The 21718-nt window shown below is 56.9% G+C and carries 13 protein-coding genes; 8 read left to right on the top strand and 5 right to left on the bottom strand.

Annotated elements, in window-relative coordinates:
- Window positions 1–92: 92 nt before the first annotated feature.
- Window positions 93–317 (top strand): PID-CTERM protein-sorting domain-containing protein, encoded by a 225-nt coding sequence (locus ACYSMN_RS01830; protein WP_488922126.1) that lies wholly within the window; start codon window positions 93–95, stop codon window positions 315–317.
- Between the two features lie 320 nt (window positions 318–637).
- A complete protein-coding gene (locus tag ACYSMN_RS01825; RefSeq protein ID WP_488922125.1) occupies window positions 638–847 on the top strand; it encodes a hypothetical protein in 210 nt (69 codons plus the stop codon).
- 197 nt (window positions 848–1044) lie between these two features.
- On the opposite strand, the gene ACYSMN_RS01820 is transcribed toward ACYSMN_RS01825, so the two are convergent.
- From ACYSMN_RS01820 to ACYSMN_RS01805, 4 genes are all read right to left on the bottom strand, one after another.
- Window positions 1045–2448, bottom strand: coding sequence for an RtcB family protein (locus ACYSMN_RS01820; RefSeq protein WP_488922124.1), 1404 nt, complete (start codon window positions 2446–2448; stop codon window positions 1045–1047).
- A 1826-nt stretch (window positions 2449–4274) separates the two neighbouring features.
- A complete protein-coding gene (locus tag ACYSMN_RS01815; protein ID WP_488922123.1) occupies window positions 4275–5111 on the bottom strand; it encodes a TIGR02452 family protein in 837 nt (278 codons plus the stop codon).
- Window positions 5112–5237: 126 nt separating this feature from the next.
- Window positions 5238–6764: a TROVE domain-containing protein gene (locus ACYSMN_RS01810; protein ID WP_488922122.1), complete on the bottom strand. Its 1527-nt coding sequence runs from the start codon at window positions 6762–6764 to the stop codon at window positions 5238–5240.
- A gap of 212 nt (window positions 6765–6976) precedes the next feature.
- Window positions 6977–8263 (bottom strand): PcfJ domain-containing protein, encoded by a 1287-nt coding sequence (locus ACYSMN_RS01805; RefSeq protein ID WP_488922121.1) that lies wholly within the window; start codon window positions 8261–8263, stop codon window positions 6977–6979.
- A gap of 891 nt (window positions 8264–9154) precedes the next feature.
- Here ACYSMN_RS01805 and ACYSMN_RS01800 point away from each other — a divergent pair.
- Window positions 9155–10060, top strand: coding sequence for a histone deacetylase family protein (locus tag ACYSMN_RS01800; protein ID WP_488922120.1), 906 nt, complete (start codon window positions 9155–9157; stop codon window positions 10058–10060).
- 141 nt (window positions 10061–10201) lie between these two features.
- The gene (locus tag ACYSMN_RS01795) at window positions 10202–11236 is read left to right on the top strand and encodes a J domain-containing protein (protein WP_488922119.1); all 1035 of its coding nucleotides are present in this window, start codon (window positions 10202–10204) and stop codon (window positions 11234–11236) included.
- A gap of 8 nt (window positions 11237–11244) precedes the next feature.
- Here ACYSMN_RS01795 and ACYSMN_RS01790 read toward each other — a convergent pair whose 3' ends face one another.
- Window positions 11245–12297, bottom strand: a complete 1053-nt coding sequence (locus ACYSMN_RS01790) for a LacI family DNA-binding transcriptional regulator (RefSeq protein WP_488922118.1) — start codon at window positions 12295–12297, stop codon at window positions 11245–11247.
- 557 nt (window positions 12298–12854) lie between these two features.
- Between ACYSMN_RS01790 and ACYSMN_RS01785 the strand changes: the two genes are divergently transcribed.
- The 4 genes from ACYSMN_RS01785 (at window position 12855) to ACYSMN_RS01770 (ending at window position 21552) form a co-directional block, all read left to right on the top strand.
- Complete coding sequence (locus tag ACYSMN_RS01785) at window positions 12855–15926, top strand: SusC/RagA family TonB-linked outer membrane protein (protein ID WP_488922117.1); 3072 nt, start codon at window positions 12855–12857, stop codon at window positions 15924–15926.
- Window positions 15927–15980: 54 nt separating this feature from the next.
- Entirely contained in the window at window positions 15981–17528 is a 1548-nt protein-coding gene (locus ACYSMN_RS01780; protein ID WP_488922116.1) for a RagB/SusD family nutrient uptake outer membrane protein, read from the top strand.
- 115 nt (window positions 17529–17643) lie between these two features.
- A complete protein-coding gene (locus tag ACYSMN_RS01775; RefSeq protein ID WP_488922115.1) occupies window positions 17644–19443 on the top strand; it encodes a glycoside hydrolase family 13 protein in 1800 nt (599 codons plus the stop codon).
- 45 nt (window positions 19444–19488) lie between these two features.
- Window positions 19489–21552, top strand: a complete 2064-nt coding sequence (locus tag ACYSMN_RS01770; protein ID WP_488922114.1) for a kojibiose hydrolase — start codon at window positions 19489–19491, stop codon at window positions 21550–21552.
- Window positions 21553–21718: the final 166 nt, after the last annotated feature.

The following is a 21718-nucleotide window of genomic DNA, read 5'->3' as shown; positions in this document are numbered from 1 at the left end:
TTATTCGGCCTCGCATGTTTAGTGTACGTTAAGTGTGCATTATAGAGGCCAAATAGTTGTTGGTTCTCATTTGTCTTCAGCATATTTACAGCATGAAAAGCATCGCCACTACTCTCCGATTGACTTTAGCTGCAGCTAGCCTGTTCCTGCTCGCGGGTGGATTCAACCTAGTACAAGCGCAAAATCCTGGCTCCGGTGGCCCCGGAACCAGCCCTGACCCCACAGCCGTGCCCATCGACGGAGGTGCTTCTCTGCTGCTGGCTGCCGGGGTCGGCTTCGGCTTAAAGAAACTCCACGACCAGCGCCGCCGCGCTTAACTAATCATACGGCGGCTGTTATAGCCTACAAGCCCGTCCCGATTCGTCGGTGGCGGGCTTTGCCGCGTTATAGCAGCTTTTAATTCAGATAGTGGACTAGTGATGCAGTAATCAAGGGGCATTAGTATTTTATTAAATCCGTGTTCAGATTAATTAACGTAGGTATCTGCACTATTCCCTTTTACTTCTTAATTTGCTTTCTAGCCGCTTCCTATAGAGGCGGCTTAACCTCTAAAAACAGCTCTTTTTCTCTCTTACCTGCGGCCCACACCTGCTTCAGGTTCCATTGATTTTTTCACTTCTCGAATTCCCACATTCGTATGGAACCTACTGCCCCCGCTTCTTCCTTGCCCACCACGGCACTAGCCCTTCTTTTGCTAGCCAATGGGCTGTTCACCCAATCATCCCTAGCCGTTATCGACGAGCTAGCCTCTTCCACTAGCCCCGATGACCGGAGTCTCTCCTCCTCTGATGGTGGCCACGGCCGCAGTCTCAGGCTCTTTCGGCACCGCCGCCGCTTCATGGCCTAACCCTAAAGCCTAGAAGCTCCTAGTAGTCGAGCACTCACACATAAAAAAGCCCGAACAATTCGTTCGGGCTTTTTTATGTGTGAGTGCTCAATGCTTAAGTAGTAACCCAAAAATAACCGTGCATGATGTTTTGCATAATCATCTGCTGAACAAAAGACTGCCTTACATCTACCTTCTCGGTTCTAAGGTCTCACTACTTAAGCGCCGCCTTCCATCCGTACGATGCGCGGCGTGAACGAGCCAAGTACATCAACTAGTTCTTGCTGGCTTTGCATCACGGCATGGATGTCCTTGTAGGCCTGCGGGGCCTCGTCGACGCCGCCACCAATCAGCTCTACGTTGTGCTGTTGCAGGTAGCGCTTCACTTCCGCCTCGCCTAGCTCCTGCTTGGCCCGCGTGCGCGACATGGCCCGGCCCGCCCCGTGCGAAGCCGACGACAGCGAAGCCCCCGCTCCCCGCCCACGCACGATGAAGCCGGGAGCCGTCATGGAGCCGGGGATGATGCCCAGTACACCTTCGCCGGCCGGCGTGGCGCCCTTGCGGTGCACTATCACGTCACGGCCATCGGCGAGGCGCTCCTTCCAGGCGAAGTTGTGGTGGTTTTCCACTTTCGCCAACGGCCGCTCACCTAGGGCTTTAGCTAAGCGCTGATGGATCTGGTGGTGGCAGGCCGAAGCGAAGTCACCCGCCAGGTTCATGGCGGCCCAGTATTCCTGCCCGGCCTCGGAGTCGAGCGAAAGCCAAGCGAGGTGCTGGGCTTCGGCGGGCAGTTGGCACACGTCTTTGGCGAGCTTGGTGTAGTGGTTGGCTACGCTCGCGCCTAGTCCACGGGAACCAGAGTGCGAAAGCAGCCCCAGATACTGGCCTACCGGCACGCCCAACTCATTAGCTGGGTTGGTGATGTCAACCACGCCCCACTCCACAAAGTGGTTGCCGCCGCCCGACGTGCCGATCTGTTCGGCCGCCGTGGCTTGCTTGTTGCGCAGGAAGCCGATGTCGCGGAACTCGTCCCGGTCCAGCACGGCGTGGTCCATTTTCTGGCCGCGTACGAAGCCTTGCTTGTTGCCGAAACGGGTATTGTCGATCAGCAATTTGCGCAGCTCCTGCACCCGCTGCTCCAGGTGCTTGGGCGGCAACGCAAACACCGACAGCGCCATTCGGCACCCGATGTCCACGCCCACGGCGTAGGGAATCACGGCGTTGTCGGTGGCCAGTACGCCCCCGATGGGCAGGCCGTAGCCGTGGTGGGCGTCGGGCATGAGGGCCCCAGCCACCGTGACGGGCAGCTTCATGGCCGTTTCCATCTGATGGATGGCACCCTGCTCGATGTACTCGGGCCCGAACACGGCGTAGTCTTTACGCGGTGCCAGGGCAATGTGCCGGTTGGGCGGAGGCAACAGAGCTGCTGCCGTATGGCTCCAGTCGAGGTGGGTCAGAAAATCGTTGGGAGCATTCAGCAAGCTTTTTAACAGAGCCAGTTGGTCGGTTTGCGAGAGTTTTTTGAGATGCTTGCGCTGCAACTGGGCCAGCGCTAAGCCAATGGCGCGGCCTTCGGGAAATCCGAGCTGCCGCAAGTCGTTGCCACGTAGTTGTGAGGCCATGAGTTTAGTTGTTTGATGTGCTGATTTTTTGATGTGCTGATGTGCTGATTCTTTTATGTATGTGCTGGTTTCTTGATGGGTTGCTGTGCTGATGTATTGATGTGCTGATGTGCTGGTTTTTTCGGGAGTATTCTGTTTCGGCAGCTTTTGGCAATATCGGACCGGCTTCTACTCACCGACGTCTGCCCGTCTGCCCGCTTTTCGGCGGGCTGACGGGTCGCCGCCCACTGACGTCAGGACGCCGGCAGCATTTGGGGCCGCGTGGCGCACGTCGAACCAGCATTCCAGCACGGCTGCCACCGACATGCTGCTGACAATTATGGTTGTTCTCTTCCCAAACTCTGGAGCAACAAGCGGCCCGCGCAACGGGCGTACAGCCCAACGAGGAAAGTCGGAGTAGCGCGGGCCTACGGCATCCAGAGAAGAGAAAAGAGCGGGAAGGGTGAAAAACGAACAGCCGCTTGAGTTTAATCGGAACGAAGTAAGGCTATCCTACGACACCTCCTCTTTTCCTTCCCTACAACCTGATTGGGCAACAAGCACGAAACCCACATATGTGCTCTAACCAACTGAGCTACTGCCTCGCGGCAGGTGGGCCTCGAACCCACGACCCCATCGATCTAAACCAAGTAAGGCTTCGCTACGGCACCGGTCAGGTAAGAAGTGAGACGTAAGTACTGAGTAGTTAGACCTTATCAAATCCGCTGTTTTAAGTTGTTAGATTAGGTCTTAGTACTCAATACTAATGTCTACCTACTTTGGTACGGGGCAACTAACGCCAGGCCTCCAAAAACCTGCTCTACCAATTTGAGCTACAGTTGCTGCCGAAGCAGCCACCAGCAGGCCTTGAACCTGCAACCTGGGCATTAAGAGTGCGAAGTATGGCCTGACTACGACACCCGTACAAGGGCAAAATAGCATGGGAGCAACATGCGGAGGCATGTTTAGCAGCGCGTCTACCAGATTTCGCCACTCGCGGCCTGGTGAGTCGCGAGGCAGGATTCGAACCTGCACTTCCTTGTGGGAAACTACTCCGAAGTATCGCCTTCCTACGGCATCCCATGCGGTACTATGACTTGATTTCCGGACGGGGCAACAAGCGCCAGCCACTATATCCTGCTCTACCAACTGAGCTACGGCCAGCCTTGCGGCTGCCGGTGGGACTCGAACCCACGACCTGGGCAGTAGGGATGCGAAGTAAGGCTGACTACGGCACCCGTTTGGAAATCAAGCGAAACTATCTGCCGGGGTAAAAGGTGGAAAACAGTGGCCGAAGCCATTCTGCTCTACCAGACTGAGCTACACCCCACTTCGCACTGCGCGAGCGGACTGATACGATTCGAACGTATGACCCGAAGAAATGCTTTCCGACGACACCCGGCAGGGTGTTTTTTCCAGCTGAAACCACCAATTGGGCAACGAGCGGCTGGCGTACGTTTTCCAACCGAAGCCGCCGCTCTGGCGCGGGATTCGAACCCGCAGTGCCGCGCACCGCGCAACACCTGAAAACAACCACGAAGTAACGCCCGCCTACGGCACCGAAACAGCGGCTCAGCTGGTCTGGAACGGCGAGCTAGCACGTGATTGCGCCGCCCGGTGCCGTCCCGGCCGACGGCTGCCGTTACGTGGTCAGCCGCCTTCCCAAGAAGTTAAAATTAGATGTGAGACATGAGAATTGAGAGAGTTGCAGAGTCGCGACCTTTCGCGTCTCCGCGTTGCTGATGTTGTTTTACCTGTCATCCTGAGCTGAGCGAAGGACCTTTTCTTGCTAAGATGAAGCGCGTGTCAATTATCATTAGGTCTTTCGCATTGCTTAGAACGGCAGACTATCCCCCCAGACTTTGCAGCTCTTGCTTGAAGCATTCAAGCGTGGGATGTGGCGGCTTAGGGTCGAAGATGGCGAAGTCGAGGCGGCGGAACCGGCCACGGATGCCGGGCTCGGCCAAGGCTTCGGCGAACAAGCTGGCTATTTGCTGCGGGTCGTTTTGAAACACGCCGCAGCCCCAGGCACCGAGCACCAATACCTCGCACTCGTGCTGGGCCGCTATGGCTAGCACCTGCCGAATGCGTTGTTGCATGGTAGGCACCAATTGCGGCAGCAGATCGGGGTTGTTCCGGCTAAGGGCTCCGGCGTTAACGGCCGGCGAGGTGATGAAATCCACTCGTAACGGTTGCGGCAGCCACTTCCCGACATCGTCGCGGAAGACGGGCACGCCGGGCGAGTAGATGGCATAATCGCTGTAGAGGCCGGTGCGGGCAGTGTTGGTGTTGTGGTCGTACATCTCCCGGAACTGCACCAAACAGGGATACAGGCCCGAAGAGCGCGCCAAACTTTCTTCCTGCGCCTGACTGCCGCCTAAAAAGCCGCCGCCAGGGTTGCGCGCCGAAGCAAAGTTCAGGCATCCTACTCGCTCGAATTCCGCGGCCAGTTTGGTCACGGCTTCCAGCGTAGTGGCTTGGTACACCCGAATTTCAGCCGGCTCACCCGCGGGCTGCTCAAACGGCTGAAGCAGTTGCGGCACATCGGCAGGCCGGTGTAGCACACTGCCTCGCTCGGCCGCTCGTTGCCAAGCAGCCAGTTCCCGGAGTTCACCTTCGGGGGTGCTGTAGCTACCGCGTTCTAGCGCGTCCAGGGTTTCCTGGGCTATGTATTTGCGGTTCATAGAGTTCGTCAGCTGAGAAAATGGGTTGGGTCGTAACCCGGGAGTGGCGGTAGCTTTCAGGTTGGAATGCCACTCCCGGGGCCGCAAGTGTAACACCAGCTGGCAATCAGCGACGGAAAGCCCGTGTTACAGGTCTATTTTTTCGATTTCGGTGAGGGCTGAGCCGCCGCCTTCCAGCGCAGCCAGCACATCAAACACCTTGTCGGACCAGCCAGCTATCAGGGCCGCGTCATCCTCGGCGCGAACGTCGAGGGGAGCCGTGCCGTGGCCAGCCAAGTCGAAGAGGTACAGGCGAGCCTGCGGGGCCACTTCGCGGCGGTACTCGGCCCATTCTTTGGCGAGCGCATCACCGTCGCCGGAGTTGTTCCAGAGCTGGCAGTCCGTGAAGATCATCACTTTGTCTACCGGCTCCCGACGAGTGCGCAAGTCGCGCACTACCAAGTGTCCATTGGTGCTGTAGCCTACCTCACCTTCGCGGCGGTAGAACTCGTCCACGTTGCGCAACACTGGCCCGCGGGGCAGGCTCAGGCGCTTCCAGGTGTTGCCGAACATGCCGGCAGTCACGTGCTGACAGCGGCTTTGCAGCAACATACCCAACACCAGGCCCACGTCGTAGAGCAGCACTTTGCTGCGTGCCGACACTGGCTGCTGCATCGAGCCCGACACGTCGCAGGCGACTACCACGCGGGTTTCGGGGCCGAAGCCGCGCAGGTTGGCCGCACTGTGCGCAATGGCGTCTTCCAACGCCGCGAGCACCGCCGACACGTGGCCCGCTTGCAAGGCTTTCACCTCGCGGTACGCGGCCAGGAAACGGAACGGCAGCTGCTTGCTGCGCGCCACCGCCTGCTGGTCGGCGAGCGTGGCGCACACCTCCACCACCGCCTCCGCCGATACGTCGGCTTCGAGGATGTTGCGCAGGTTGCGCAGCAAGGCCATGTAGCCGAGGCGGCCACTGCCGAGCAATTCCTCCCACTTCTGGCGGAAGGCCGTGGCCCGCGCTTCCGCAGAACCAAAGGTTTGCTGGCCAAGCGCCGACAACTCGGTTTCCCAGGTGTAGGGCGTGGGCAAGGTGCCGGCTACCAATTGGTCGAACAGGGCTTGCTGCTCCGCGTTTTTGGCGGCGGGGTGCACCAGGAACAGCGCGTCGCGCAGACGCACGGCGCCGTCACGGTCGTACTTGGCTAGCTGGTAGCCGTCGAAACGGTTGAAGCTCATAGCCAAGCCTTTCTGCAACTGCTTGGAGAGGCGGTTGAGGGTTTTCACGCCTGCCCGCTCGTTGGCTTGCGCGTAGAAAGCCAGCAGCTCCGTGATTTCGTCGGGACGCTGCACGATGCGGGCCACCAAGCGGCTCACGAGGTTGTCGCCGTGGTGCAGGCGAGCCAGCTCCACGGCCAGCACCAGCGGCACCGAGCGCAGATGCATCTGCTCCCGAGCGTACACTGCCAGCCGGGCCACAAACAGCGGCTCGCACTTGGCTACCAACTCGCGCAGACGGACCAGCCGCGTGCCAGCGGCCTCGTAGAACTGGTCCGACAGCGCGGCCGTAGCCACGGCGGCGTATAGCTCCAACTGCGGCGTGAGCGTGAAAGCGGCAGCGCCTTCGTGGTTCACGGTGTTGGGCTGGTTCTTGCGGAGGGGTAGATTGAAGCGCATTGTCTTAAATGGCTTAAGTGGTGAAATACTGAAAGGCCGACGTTTTAACCATCTGCCCGTCTGCCCGCTTTTCTGGCGAGCTGATGGGTCGTCGTCCGCTTAATGTTGGGACAGCGATTAGCCGAGGCGTTAGTTTCCTAATCCCACCGTTCTGACGGCGCGGCTAACGACCGGTCAGCTGGCGAAAGAGCCAGCAGACCGGGGCGCTTTGCTCAAGCGTATTTCGACAGCGTCAGGCCGGCTTCGGCTACCCAGCGGCTCACCCAATACTGCTCGTCGGCGGTCATGGTGCGGTTGAACTTACCACGAGCTTGTACCAACGTGCGGTCCTGGGTGACTTCCAACGTCAGCCGACGCGTTCCGTCGATGGTCAGGGAAAAGATGGCGCAGCGTCCTTTTGTGCACGACAGTACGTAGGATGCCACGCAGTGCTGATGCGCGTGGCCTTCTTCCACCAACTGCCAATAACAGGTCAGTTGGGTGATGCGCACCCGGTCGTCCTCGCCGCCCACAAAGTCCGGCACCGATAAGCCGGGCCATACCGTGGTGAGCGAGATATTAGGACCGTAGTGACGCAGGCGAGCCAGACCACGGTGCCATTGCTCCGTCTGAGCAAGGACTGAAGCCATTGTGCGGCCCTTTAGCGAGAAGCCGGGCTGAGCCGGTTCCTGCCCTATGCCCACGGAGCGCTTCTGGTGAATCCAGTCGCACACGGGAGCAAAATGATGCGTATCGACCATGCTCGAAGTGGCGAAGAAGTCCACTACGCCGAGCCAGAAGGCATCGTCGTGGGGCTCAATTTCGCGGCCCATCCGCGAACCTAGCACCGGCCCAAACCAGGCCAAGGCGTCGCGGGTGGCGAGCTGAGCGTAGCGCAGGGCTTCCACGAACGTGCAACCGGCGGGCGCCTGCCGCATTTCGTGTTCGATGCGCTTGGTGATCGGCAAAGGCAGTTCCGCGAAGTGGCGCAATGCCTTGCCGCTACCTAGGTGCACGGTCAGGTTGGGAATGCTGACTCCGAAGTTCTTCGGATGCTTCATATCCCAAGCGTCAATCACCCAGATGGGCACGTCGCCGTACTGGTCGAAGAGGTGACGCACGAGGCTTTTCAGCTGGGCGTACACGTTCTTGCTTTTGGGCTTCCAGTCGGCTAGTTCGCGCACCCGGTGGCGGTAATGCTCGGCCAGCAAGCCCACCGCGTGAATGGTTTCCATGCGCTCCAGCAATTCGGTTCGCTTGGCAGCCAAAGCCAGCAAGAAGTTGTGGGCTTGGCTCTGGTAAGTCACTTTACGATTGGCGACGCAGCTTTTATGAAGGTGCGCCAGCAGTGTATTGGCGCCAACAGAGGCGTGTAGTTCGGCGGCGGAAACGCCGGAAAACACGTAGTCAATTTGGCGAGCTGGCGACCATTTACGCCAGTTTACGTAGCCAGTTAGAGCAGCCGTGGCGCGCTGAGCAACCACGGCTTTGGGCGATAAAGCTTTGTTGCGGTTAGACATAAATTGGAGCCCAGGGAGCAGGCCGCCGGGCCAGAAAAAGACGAAGACTGAGGTTCAGAGCGACGAGGCGATAGGTTTCTCCTATTCATGATGGCAACTATTTTTGTGGGAAATTAATTATAAGCAGGTGTTATTTCGAGTCACTATTCTATTTCGAACTGCTATGTTTTTTATTTAAAAATCATAGTAATTCCAGGCCGACTAAATAAAGTTTTTAGTCAGATAAGTAGCATGAAAAAAGCCCGGCTTCTTGGAGGAAGCCGGGCTTTTTCACGGATATATCACGAGGAATTACCTACGCGAATCTTCCGACAAAAAATCCCAGCCATACCAATCCCACTCGCGGCTGAAACGCCGTTTATTCCGTGGTTGGAGTACAGAGCAATCTGCTAGCAGATGCATGGCCGAAGGATGTAAGAGGTTGAAAAACAAACAACCCGAACCTTCTGGGTTCGGGTTGCGGAAGTGTCAGAGAGAATCCTGCTGCTACTTTAGCTGTACCGAACCGCGCTCAAAGCCCTTGGCTTCAAACCGTCTTGCGCAAAAGAGTAATTGATGTGGAGCAGCATGGGTTGTTGTGTTTGGTGCGACAAATATGAAAGGAGTTTTTGTATTCACCAAATATCAGTGAAAAATATTTTTATTATTTTTTATTTAGAATCTTTCAATAAAATTGAGACAAGCTTTTAGAAGCCGCAGGCAAGCAAGTATTCCAATGTTTCATAATTTCTTATTTGACAAGTTACGGACGTTCTTTTGCTTCACGTATAGGCGCATGTGGCACGGACTTTAGTCCGTAGCCCTTAATGATTGCGCCAGGTGGTTAGGCTACGGACTAAAGTCCGTGCCACACGCGTCGTCATTATACAGAACTATCCGTACGTAGCCTTCATGCCTCGCCTTGCCACTTCCGACCGTTACAGCATCACTTTACCTGCCGGTCACCGGTTTCCCATTGCCAAGTATGAACTGATTCGGGAGCAATTGCTGTGGCAGGGCATCGCCCCACCCGAAGACTTCTTCGACCCCGGCTTGGCCAGCGAGGAAGACATCCTACGCGTACACTCCGCCGACTACTGGCAGCGGGTGCGCGACGGGCAGCTAACGGCAGCTGAAGTGCGCCGTCTGGGCCTGCCGCAAAGTCCGGAGTTGGTACGCCGCTCGTTGAGCAGCGTGGCCGGCACGGTACAATCGGCCCGTAATGCCTTGCGCGACGGTATTGGGATGAGTCTGGCTGGCGGCACGCACCACGCGTTTCGGGATCGGGGCGAAGGGTTTTGCGTACTCAATGACATCGCCGTGGCCGCCGCGCATCTGTTGCATAACGGCTTAGCAAAGCAGGTGTTGGTAGTAGACCTCGACGTACACCAAGGCGACGGAACGGCCAGCATTTTCCGCGCGGAGCCGCGCGTGTTCACCTTTTCCATACACGCTGGCGCCAACTACCCGCTACGTAAGGAACAATCAGACGTGGACGTGCCGCTGGAACTAGGCACCGACGATGCTACATACCTGCGCATTCTGCGCGAGACGCTGCTGCCGTTGCTGGCACAAGTACGGCCCGATTTCGTATTCTTCCAGGCCGGCGTGGATGTGTTGGCTACCGACAAGCTGGGCAAGCTGGCCCTGAGTTCCGAAGGCTGCCGCCAACGCGACGAGTACGTGCTGCGTCTCTGCCGGCAGCATGGCTTGCCAGTGGCGGTAAGCATGGGCGGCGGCTACTCCGAACGCCTCTCCGACATCGTAGATGCCCATTGCAACACGTTTCGCATGGCTTATGAAGTGTTTGGCATGTAGTCGGCAACACGTTGTTAAGGCGCTGGAGCTTCATGAGCAGTTACTTATTTCGCGCCTCGTAAAAATCATTGCGCAAGGCTACCCGTAAACGCCTACCACTCCATCAAGCTTGAAGCTGAGGCTCAAAGCTACCTTTGCCCTATGAAGCTGCACAACCCGCTCACCGACCTGCCCGCCGCCAATTCCTTGCCCGTTTCTGCACCAGCCGAAGCACCAGGGACGCCGGCCCAGCAGGCATTTCGGACGGCGGTGGAGCAGGTGGAAGGATTGCGCCAACGGTTGCGGGAGTTACGGACGGAGCAGGCCGAAGCGCGACGGCGCTACTGGCAGCAAGTGGGCCCGGCGGCGGAAGCCGTAGTGCGGGCGCGGCGGGCATTATTTGAACCGTTGGAGGAAGCGTTGCTATTGGGATATTTTAGTCGGCTGGATGAGCACCGGATTACGGTCCTGATAATAGCTAATGCGCGGGCGCTTCAGGACCGTTTCGGGGAAGATGTGGCCGATATTCTGCTCAAGTACGCACCCAGCCGCCGGGCCACAGCCGAAGCAACCACCGAAACGGCAAACCCGGACGCGGGGCAAACAACAGGGGGCTTCACCCCTGACCCCAATTTTGACTTACCACCCCACGAGCAAGCCGCCGCTCAGGCGCGCAACCGGCGCAAGTCTAAGGCGCAAAAGGCCCAGGAAGCCGCCGAAAAAGCAGCTCGAGAGGAATTGCAGAACTTGCTGTCTAACACCAAAACGCTCTACCGCCAACTCGCCCGCATTCATCACCCCGACTTGGAGCGCGACCCGGCCACGCAACAGCAGAAAACGGCCCTAATGCAGCGCATCACCGAAGCCTACGAAGCCAACGATTTGTATACGCTACTCCAACTGCTATCCGAATCGAGCCCCGCTGACCAAACCGATGACTCTGTGCTGGTCCGCTACACGCAGGCGCTGCACCGCCAGCAAGTCGAGTTGAAGCAGGAGCTGAACGAGTTGAAGTTTGGCGAAAACGGCTTCATGGGCAGCACTGGCAAAAAGCGTGAGCAGGAAATCCGCCAGCTTAAACGCCAGCTCCGCGCCGAAACCGAGTATCTAGAGCACATTCAGCGTTTGATTCAAGACCCGGAGGGCCTGCGAGAAGTGCTGCGCGAACTAGCCGCGGCTGGCCACGAGGCCGTGTAGCTCCGCTCCTAGGCGGCTGGCCTTCCCAATAGCTTCGGGGCCAGCTCCGACGACTGCCGGATGCGCAGTTCCGTGTTGAGCACCACGGTTTGGTAGGTCACGGGCTCGTCTTGCTGCAGCTGGCTCATTTCGCGCAGCAGGATGTGCATGGCCTGCTGGCCCATTTCGAAGCCGGGCTGGTAGACGGAGCTAATGGGCGGCTCCATAACCGTAGACACGTGCCAGTCACTGAAGCCAAAGAGGGCTACGTCCTGGGGAATGCGCAGCCCTTGTTCTTTGATGGCCTGCATGGCGCCCACGGCTACTAGATCAGTGATAGTAAAAATGGCTTGCGGCGGTTCCGGCAGGGCCAGCAGCTCGCGGGCAAAGCGGGAACCTTCTTCCTGCGTGACGTGGCGGCACTGCCGCACGTACTCCGGCCGGAAAGGCAAGCCGTGCGCTTCCAGCGCGGCGCGGTAGCCGGCCAGGCGCTGTTTGGCGTTTTCCGGATGCTCAGGGCCACGGATATGGGCCACGCGCGTCAGTCCCTGGGCCAGTAAGTGCGCGGTGGCCTCGAAAGCGCCTTGAAAATCATTAACCACAACCTTGCTGGCTTCCAAAGCGGGGTTGATTTTATCGAAGAGGACCACCGGAATATTACGCTCTTGCAAGGCACGCAGGTGGTCGACGGCTACCGTTTCGTTGGAAAGACACACCAGCAGACCATCGACGCCGGTGGCATGTAGCATCCGGGTTTCGCGGACTTCCTTTTGATACGACTCGTTGGACTGCGTGAGCATGACGTGATAATCGTGCTGATCGGCCACATCGATGACGCCGCTGATGACACTGGCGAAAAACGGGTGCACTATTTCCGGAATAATCATACCCACAATGCTGAACTGCTTCTGGCGCAGCTTCACGGCCATGGCATTGGGCGAGTAGTTGAGCTGCCGCGCCGTTTCGAGCACCCGCGCTTTGGTATCGGCGCTGATGTCGGGGTAGTCTTTGAGCGCGCGGGAAACGGTGGCGACAGTAACACCCAGCGCCCGGGCAATATCGCGGAGCGTGGCTCTTTTCATGAGGAAAGACGAGCTACAGAATGAGAAGTGAAACTAGCAATGGTGGCTAAAGCTAACGCATCGATACCGAGCAGCTAGGCCAGCGTTTGATTGGTATCAAGCAACATTAACTTAATATTTATCCCTGAAGTGTAAAAAAGAATATTGTTCCGAAATCGGTTACGTTACCGATTTCGGAGGAAAACGTGTACTTTCCCTCTATCTATTACTTGATTTTCTGATAATTAATTCTACACCTTTAGCACAACAAGCCGCCTTCCCACTCCAAAACCCCACCCGCTTATGCCTACCCTATCTTCTCAAGTCAGCGCCGGATAGACGCTCACTTTTTGGCTTTCGCCAATATTACAACAGAGCTCAAGGTGTAATAATTGAGCTCGACGGCACAGCCGTTAATGGGGCCTAAACTTATTAAGGGCCGAACAACACCCTACTTGATTGCGCCCGCCGATTCCAATGGCAGCGGGCCTTTGTGCGAGTCTTCAGGTAACGTTTGCGGCGGCTTCGTCCGAGGCTGCACGCATTTGGAATTTCTTTCCACTTAACCCTTCCCACATATGAAAAACAAACGGTACACATTGTATGCGTATTCAGCGGCGATTCCGGCAGGCAGCCTCCGGCCGACGTTGCTGAAGATGCTGACGCTTAGTATTCTGTTCCTACTTTTTCCACTGCTGACGCAGGCACAAACCACCCGCCCGGTTTCTGGGAAAGTAGTTGACGCACAGGGCGCCGACCTGCCAGGTGTAACGGTAGTTGTGACGGGCACAACTGTGGGAACCAGCACCGGCGCCAACGGGGCTTTCGAATTACAAGTGCCTACCACAGCTACCACGCTGACGGTTTCGTTCGTGGGTTTCGCCACCCAGCAGGTTAATGTTGAGGGCAAATCCACGGTCCAGATAACGCTCAAGGAAGATGCCCAGGCGCTAAATGAGGTGTTGGTCGTTGGCTACGGTACGGTCAAGAAAAATGACATAACTGGCGCCGTTTCAGTGGTTGGCCAGGAGGATTTCAACAAGGGTACTTTTACTTCACCTGACCAGCTGATTCAGGGCCGTACATCGGGGGTGCAGGTTACCAACAACAGTGGGCAGCCCGGAGGCGCTGCAACTATTAAAATTCGGGGGAACTCGGCTGTGACAGGTACTGGCCAGCCGCTATACGTGGTGGACGGTGTACCGCTTGATGGACGCTCAGCCCGGCCCGGCCTTTCGACCGCTTCTTTGGGAAACACCCCAGATAGCAATCCGCTCAATTTTCTGAACCCGTCAGACATTGAATCACTGACTGTTCTTAAAGATGCTTCAGCCACCGCTATCTACGGCTCACGAGCTGCTTACGGAGTCGTACTGGTTACCACCAAACGGGGAAAGTCGGGCGCGGCTAAATTAGACGTAGGCATTTCTAGCGGCTTTTCCTCGATCCTGCGGCGGCTCGACGTACTCAATGCTGATCAATATCGGCAGGCGCTCACCTATTACGAAGCAAACCCGAATAATGACTTTGGCGGTGATGTTGACGCACTGGGAGAAATTTTACAAACTGGAATTCTCCAAAACTACAACCTAGCCCTGAGTGGCGGCAATGAGAATGGCCGCTATCGAGTTTCGCTCGGCTATCTAGACCAGGAAGGCATCATTAAGAAAACAGAGTTCAAGAAATACAGTGCTGGCCTCGCAACTAACTTCAACTTCCTGGATAGTAAGAAGCTGGGGCTTGATATTAACATCAATGCTAGTCAGTTCCGAGAGCAGCTAGCCCCTATCACGAATAATGCTGGATTTCAGGGCAGCTTAATTGGTCAGGCCCTCCAGTGGAACCCCACTAACCCCTTACGCCTCAACGACACACTCAATATTACCCGAGGTGGGAGCACTATCAATCCCTTGGCGCAGCTGGAATTGTATAATGACAATGCGCGGGTGACTACCATTCTAGCTAATGCTTCGCCTTACTATAAGTTCACCGACTGGTTGGAATATCGCTTGCTGGTTAGTGCTAACTATAGCACGGGGCAGCGACGGACATCTATCAATCAGCGTCTTAACTTCGGCGACTACCAAGGAAAAGGATTTGCGGCCATTGGCCAAAATGAGTTGCTGACCCAACAGTTGACCAATACGCTGAACTTCAATAAAGAAATTGCTACAGACCTCAGTTTAAACGCACTGTTGGGCTACGAGTATACCAAGTTCGCTAACTCCGGCATCAACATAAGCGCGCAAGGCACCACTGAACGCGGCTTTGGCGACTTCGGCCTGGATTACACCGACTACATTCAGTATTCCAATGCTTCTGGGCGTCTCATCTCTTCTTTTGTGGACCCTTCTACTGCCTTACAGTCTTATTTTGGCCGGACCATTCTAAGCTATAAGCAGCGTTACGTGCTGACAGCTACGCTACGCCGTGACGGAAGCAGCAAGTTCGGCTCAAACAACCGTTACGGCTATTTTCCCTCTTTTGCGGCGGCCTGGGACGTTAGTCAGGAAAGCTTTTTCCAAGTAGCGCCAATAAGCCAGTTTAAGCTGCGGGCGGGGTACGGCCGCACCGGCAACCAAGAATTTCCGGCCGGCTCGTCACAGAGTCAGTATACACTCCTCAACAACGGTAATCAAGGGCAACTTACTAATCGTAACGATGACTTGAAGTGGCAGGCTGACGAGCAATACAACGTGGGGCTCGATCTGGCCTTATTCGATAACCGGGTAACGGCTACCGTAGACTATTTCAACAAGACGACCACCGACTTGCTGTTTCCCACCGTGCCTATTCAACCGGCTGCTCCAGGTGCCGTTGTGACTTGGAATAATCTAGACGGCGAAATTGTAAATAAAGGCTTTGAGGTAATTATTGGGTCTACCATTCTGGATACGGAACGCTTTGGTCTGAGTCTCAATGTTAATGGCACCTTTATCGATAACGAGGTTTCTGGTTTGCGAGCTCCCATCTTTACCGGTGAGTTGAACGGTCAGGGATTGTCGGGAGCATTGGCGCAAACCATCCAGAATGGTTTACCTCTCAATGCCTTTTACACCAGGCAATTCCTGGGTATCGACCCCACAACCGGACAAGCTAGCTACGCTGAAGACGGGGCGTCTTTCTACGTGGGCAACCCCAATCCTCAGACACTACTTGGCCTAAGTCTTAACGCACGCTTCCGGAAACTGTCGCTCGTAGCTAATATGACCGGGGTTTTTGGCCAAGATATTTACAACAACACCCTCAACAGCGTGGGCAATGTGGGCCAGATTGGAGCCGGCAAGAACATTGCGCTGGTCAACTTTGAAGAACCTATTAAAGAATCGGTTACCAACCCAGTTACCGCTTCTTCACGATTCATTGAAAAGGGCGACTATTTGAAAATGTCGAATCTGACATTATCGTATGCGCTAGGCGACCTGGGCAAGGTGTTTAAAGGAGCTAACATATACGCAACGGGGCAAAACCTGTTTCTGATTACTGACTACACAGGCTTCGATCCTGAAATTAACACCAACAAAGCCACTGGCAGTAATGCAGGGACCAACGGTGCACCTCCATCAGCTGGTATTCCATCAGCCGGTATCGATTACACCGGCTATCCTTCTGCCCGTACGTTCACGTTCGGCATCAACTTCTCTCTGTAAATCTGGTAACCCTTAACTGCCATGACGAAGAAAATAATTTTCCGAACAGCGGTCATGTTGACCCTGTTTCAGGTAGCAAACAGTTGCGAGCTAAACGAGGACCTTGATGGAAGCCTGACTCCCAGCCAGGTAGGAGGGGGTGGCACCACCAACACGGCAGCCCTGCTCGATGGAGTGTATGTTTCTATGCGTGACCCATTTCAGGGTGCTACCAATGTGTTTGCTTTGTCGGAGGTGACTACCGATGAGCGGATTATGCCCACCCGCGGACCAGACTGGGACGACAACGGCAAGTGGCGCCAGCTGCACCAGCACCGCTGGGACGGCGACAATGAACAGATCCGAAATGCCTTCAATGGCCTGAATGGCATCGTGTTTGCTGCCACCGATATGCTCCAGTTTAATCCTTCGCCCCAGCAAAATGCTGAGGCACGATTCCTACGCGCTTGGGCCATGTATTGGGTATTGGACCTATTTGACCAGGTACCTTATCGCGAGCCTGGCGAGCCAGTAACACAGGTTGCCCGGGTACGCAAGGGATTAGAAGCGCTAGACTACATCGTGAGCGAAATAACAGCAGTACAGGCCGCTTTGCCCGATGGTCCGGCTGGACGAGCCAACAAAAACGCGGCCCGCGCGCTGCTAATGAAGTGTTATCTCAACCGTGGTGTGTATACTAGCCGTAGTGCCCCTACCTTCGATGCGGCAGACATGAACACGGTGATCCGGCTGGCGGATGAAATCATTAACAGCAATCGATACTCTTTCGCGCCTAATTACTTCGACAATTTCGCACCCAACAACACAGTCATCGGCACAGAGAATATCTTCACGGAGGAAAACATCGGCGGTGTAAGTAGCGGCGCCACGCGTGACCTGTGGAAGTTTACGTCGCACTACAACATGAATCCTAGTGGCTATAATGGGCCAGCAACGACAGCCGCTTTTTACAATAAGTTTGAAGCAACCGATAAGCGCCGGGGAATCGCCTATCGCTACGACGGCCAAGGGACGAACGTGAACCCAGGCAATCGGATTAACGTGGGCTTCTTTGTGGGGCAGCAGTACGACCTCAGAACCGATGCTCCACTTACGAACCGGCAGGGGTCGCCGCTGGCCTTTACCCCCACTGTTAGCATTATCGAAACCGATAGGAACACCTTGGAGGTTACTGGCATCCGGGTGTTCAAGTACGCCCCTGATGTACCCAATGATGGCAGCGCTTTAACCAATAACGACATGGTACACTTGCGCCTACCCGACATACTACTGATGAAGGCTGAAGCCATTTTGCGCGGTGGCACTCCCACCAGCGCGGGTGCTTACGGTGCTACTCCACTAGCTCTGGTAAATTTTATACGGACACATCCGTCACGGGGAGCCAGCGCCCTGCCGTCTGTCAATCTGGATGTACTCATTGATGAACGAGGCCGGGAGTTATACCTGGAACAGTGGCGGCGGCAGGATTTGATTCGCTTCGGTCAATTCTCACGGCCTTCGGAAAATAGGCCTCAGAGCAGCGCTAGCACCTATCTCATTTTCCCTATCCCGAATCAGCAATTGGCAGTTAATCCGAATATCACTCAGAACCCTGGATATTAGGCAGCATTTGTAAGCATTCGATAGCGCCCAATACGCAGGCCGGTGGTTGCTGCCACTTAGTAGCAATTATCGGCCTGCTTGCTAGGGCACCGATATTTCCACTTCACTGCCAGCTATGAAAAACATTGCAACAACGCTGCTTGCGGCGATGCTGCTGACCTGTGCGGGTGGCAGTGCGGCCCAGCGAGCCACTACCGCGAAACCGGCGGCGCAACCAACCGGCATGAACCAAGACCAAACCTGGTGGAAAGAAGCCGTGGTGTACCAGGTGTACCCGCGCAGCTATAAAGACAGCAACGGCGACGGCGTAGGCGACCTGCGCGGCCTCATCTCCAAGCTGGACTACATCAAAAGCCTCGGGGTGAATGTCATTTGGCTTAACCCGATTTACGGCTCGCCCAATGACGACAACGGCTACGACATTTCCGACTACCGCAGCATCATGCGCGACTTCGGCACCATGCAGGACTTTGACGAGCTGCTCCAGGGCATGCACCAACGGGGCCTGAAGGTGGTGATGGACTTGGTAGTGAACCACAGCAGCGACGAGCACGAGTGGTTCAAGCAGTCGAAAAGCGCACGCACCAGCCCCTACCGCGACTACTACCACTGGTGGCCCAAGGAAAAAGGCACGCCGCCGAAGCGCGTCAGCTTCTTCGATGTGAAGGGCGACGCCTGGGCCTATGATGCCTCTACCAAGGCGTATTATCTGCACTACTTTTCGCGCAAGCAGCCCGACCTGAATTGGGAAAACCCCAAGCTGCGCCAGGAGGTGTATGACATGATGCGCTTCTGGTTCGACAAGGGCATCGATGGCTTTCGGATGGACGTGATTTCCTTCATTGCCAAGGACCCCACTTTCCCGCCCATTCCCGAGCAGTATCTCAAGGATGTGAGCAAGTACTACGCCCAGGGCCCGCGCCGGCACGAGTACCTGCAGAAAATGAACCGCGAGGTGCTCAGCAAGTACAACATCATGACGGTGGCCGAGGGTGCGGGCGTAACCAGCGACCAGGCCCTGGACTACGTGGACCCCGCCCGCCGCGAGCTGAACATGCTCTACCACTTCGAAGGCATGGACGTGGGCAACGTGCCCGGCAGCAAGTACCGCATGCGCAAACCCGAAGGCTACAGCCTCCTGGAATTCAAGCAGGTGTACACGAAGTGGGACAAGATATTCGCGGAGAAAGGCTGGGGCACCATTTACCTCGGCAACCACGACCAGCCCCGCATGGTAACGCGCTGGGGCGACGACCGGCCGGAGTTCCGCGCGGCCTCGGCTAAGCTGCTGACCACGTTTTTGCTTACCATGCGCGGCACGCCCTACTACTACGGCGGCGACGAGCTGGGCATGACCAACATCCGGTTCGATAAGATTGAGGACTACCAGGACATCGAAACCCGGAACATGTACGCGCAGCTGCAAGCGGAAGGCGGCGACCTGAAGCAGTTTCTGGAATCGCAGAAAATATCGAGCCGCGACAACGGCCGCACGCCGTTTCAGTGGGACGCCACGGCCAACGCGGGGTTTACGACGGGCAAGCCCTGGCTGAAAATCAACCCCAACTACGCGCAGATAAACGCGGCCGCGGCGGAGAAAGACCCCAACTCCATCCTCAACTACTTCCGCAAGGCCACGGCCGCCCGCCGGGAACACAAGGTGCTGGTGTACGGCCAGTACGAGCTGCTTGATGAGGCCAACCCGCACATCTACGCTTACACGCGGACTTTGGGGGCGGAGAAGGTGCTGGTGGTGCTCAACTTCTCCTCGGAAAAGCGCACCTGGGGAGTGCCCGGCGGCCTGAAGCTGGCGGGAACACCTTGGCTCAACAACTATCCTTCCTTTAAGCCGGGCGCTACTCTCGCGCTTCAGCCTTGGCAGGCGGTAGTAGTGCCGCTGAGTGGCGTGCGGTAGCGCTGCTCCAGCTAGCTTACACTGAAGCATATCAGCCCTTTCTACATGGCAATTTCTAGCTCTCAAAAACTGAAGGTTTCACTGTGCGTCTGGGCACTGCTGTTGCTGGCGGCCCAGCTGCCGCTACTGGCCCAACCGGACCCCTGGCGCGTGGCGGCCGACCAGATTGACCCGAGCAAATACTACGGCGTAACGGTGGCCAACGGCATGCTCGGCATTGTGTCGTCGCCGGAGCCGTTTAAGGTGAAGAGCGTGGTGCTAGCTGGGGCGTACGACCAGTATGGCCGGGGCCGGGTGAGCAACTTTCTCAACAGCTTCAACCTACTCAATATGTACCTGGAAGTGGATGGCAGGCGCCTTTCGGCCCAGGACGCCACCAACTTCCGCCAGCAGCTCGACATGCAGCGCGCGGCTCTCACCACCACCTTCGACTACGCCGACAAGGCCACCATCAGCTACACGTACTACGCCCTGCGCCACCTGCCCTTCACGGTGCTGCTCGACGTGTCCGTGACGGCGAAAAAAGACGTGGGCCTCACGGCGGCTAGCGTGATGGAAACCCCCGACGCGCTGCGCGACGCGCAGAATTACTACAACGAAATCGACCGGCCGCACGTCACGCTCAGCTTACTCACCTCATCGGCCCGCAGCCCCACGGGCAAGATGCAGCTCTGCGCCTCCAACAGCTTTTTGTTTGCGGAAGCGCACGGGCAGGAGCCCAAGGTCATCCACGAAATGTGGGACAACAACATGCACCTGATGAAATTCGGTAAGGCGCTGAAAGCCGGGCAAACCTACAACTATGCCGTGGCGGGCTCGTCCATCACCTCGGCTCACCACGCCGACCCGCTGAACGAAGCCGAGCGCCTCACCATTTTTGCCCGGCTCGAAGGCAAGGAGCGCCTGCTGGCCTTCCACACCAAAGCCTGGCAGGACCTGTGGCGCAGCGACATCCAGATTACCGGCGACGCGCAGGCCCAGCAGGACGTGCACAGCATGCTCTACCACCTCTACAGCTTCTCGCGGGCCGGCACCGACTTCTCGCCCTCGCCGATGGGCTTGTCGGGCCTGGGCTACAATGGGCACGTGTTTTGGGACACCGACGTGTGGATGTTTCCGGTGCTGGCCGTGCTGCACCCGGAAATTGCCAAGTCGCTGATTGAGTACCGCTTCCGGCGCCTGGAGCCGGCCCGGCGCAATGCGTTTGCTCACGGCTATCAGGGCGCCATGTACCCGTGGGAAAGTGCCGATACGGGTGTAGAGGAAACCCCGGTCTGGGCGCTGAGTGGGCCTTTCGAACACCACATTTCGGGCTGCGTAGCGCTGGCCGCCTGGCAGTACTATTGCGTGACGCAGGACAAAGACTGGCTGCGCTCAACGGGCTGGCCCATCCTCTCGGCTACTGCCGACTTCTGGGCCAGCCGGGTGGAGCGCAACGGCCCCGGCCACTACGACATCAAGAACGTGGTGGCCGCCGACGAATGGGCCGAAAACGTGGATAACAATGCCTTCACCAACGCCGCGGCTCAAGTGAACCTGCGCAACGCCGCTGCCGCCGCCAAGCTGCTCGGCTTGCGCGCCAACCCCGACTGGCTGTTGGTAGCCCAGAACATTCCCATCCTACGCTTCCCCGACGGCGTCACGCAAGAGCACGCCACCTACAAGGGCGAAGGCATCAAGCAAGGCGACGTGAACCTGCTGGCCTACCCGCTGAACGTGATTACGGCACCCGCCCAGATCAAAAAAGATCTAGCTTACTACGAAACGCGGGTTCCCAACGAGGGCACGCCGGCCATGACGCAAGCCATTTTCTCGCTGCTGTACTCGCGCCTTGGCGATGCCGACAAGGCCAAACTTTGGTTCAAGGATGCCTACGAGCCCAATCTGCTGCCGCCCTTCCGCGTCATTGCCGAAACGAAAGGGGGCACCAACCCCTACTTCGCCACTGGGGCGGGCGGCGTGCTGCAAGCCGTGCTCATGGGTTTTGGCGGACTTGATATCACGCCCGCAGGCATCGTGCAGCGCAAAAGCACCTTGCCAACGGGCTGGAAATCGGTGAAGATTACCGGAGTCGGGACACTGCGAAAAACCTATTCGGTGACTCGTTAGAAGAAGCTCAGGCATCTGACTATGAGCAAGAATATTTTTTAGCACTCATGTCTTACCCTCTTAAATGAAAGCTGTGCTGTAAGTCTGTATTCCTGCAAACCCGGCGCCGACAGGCTGCAACCAGCGGGCCGGGTTTGTGGGGATGGCAGAAGGCCTCGTGGGAAGG

The sequence above is a fragment of the Hymenobacter sp. M1-2 genome, from assembly GCF_057808495.1.
The sequence above is the reverse complement of the archived record's forward strand: the minus strand, read 5'-3'. Positions and strand labels throughout refer to the sequence as shown.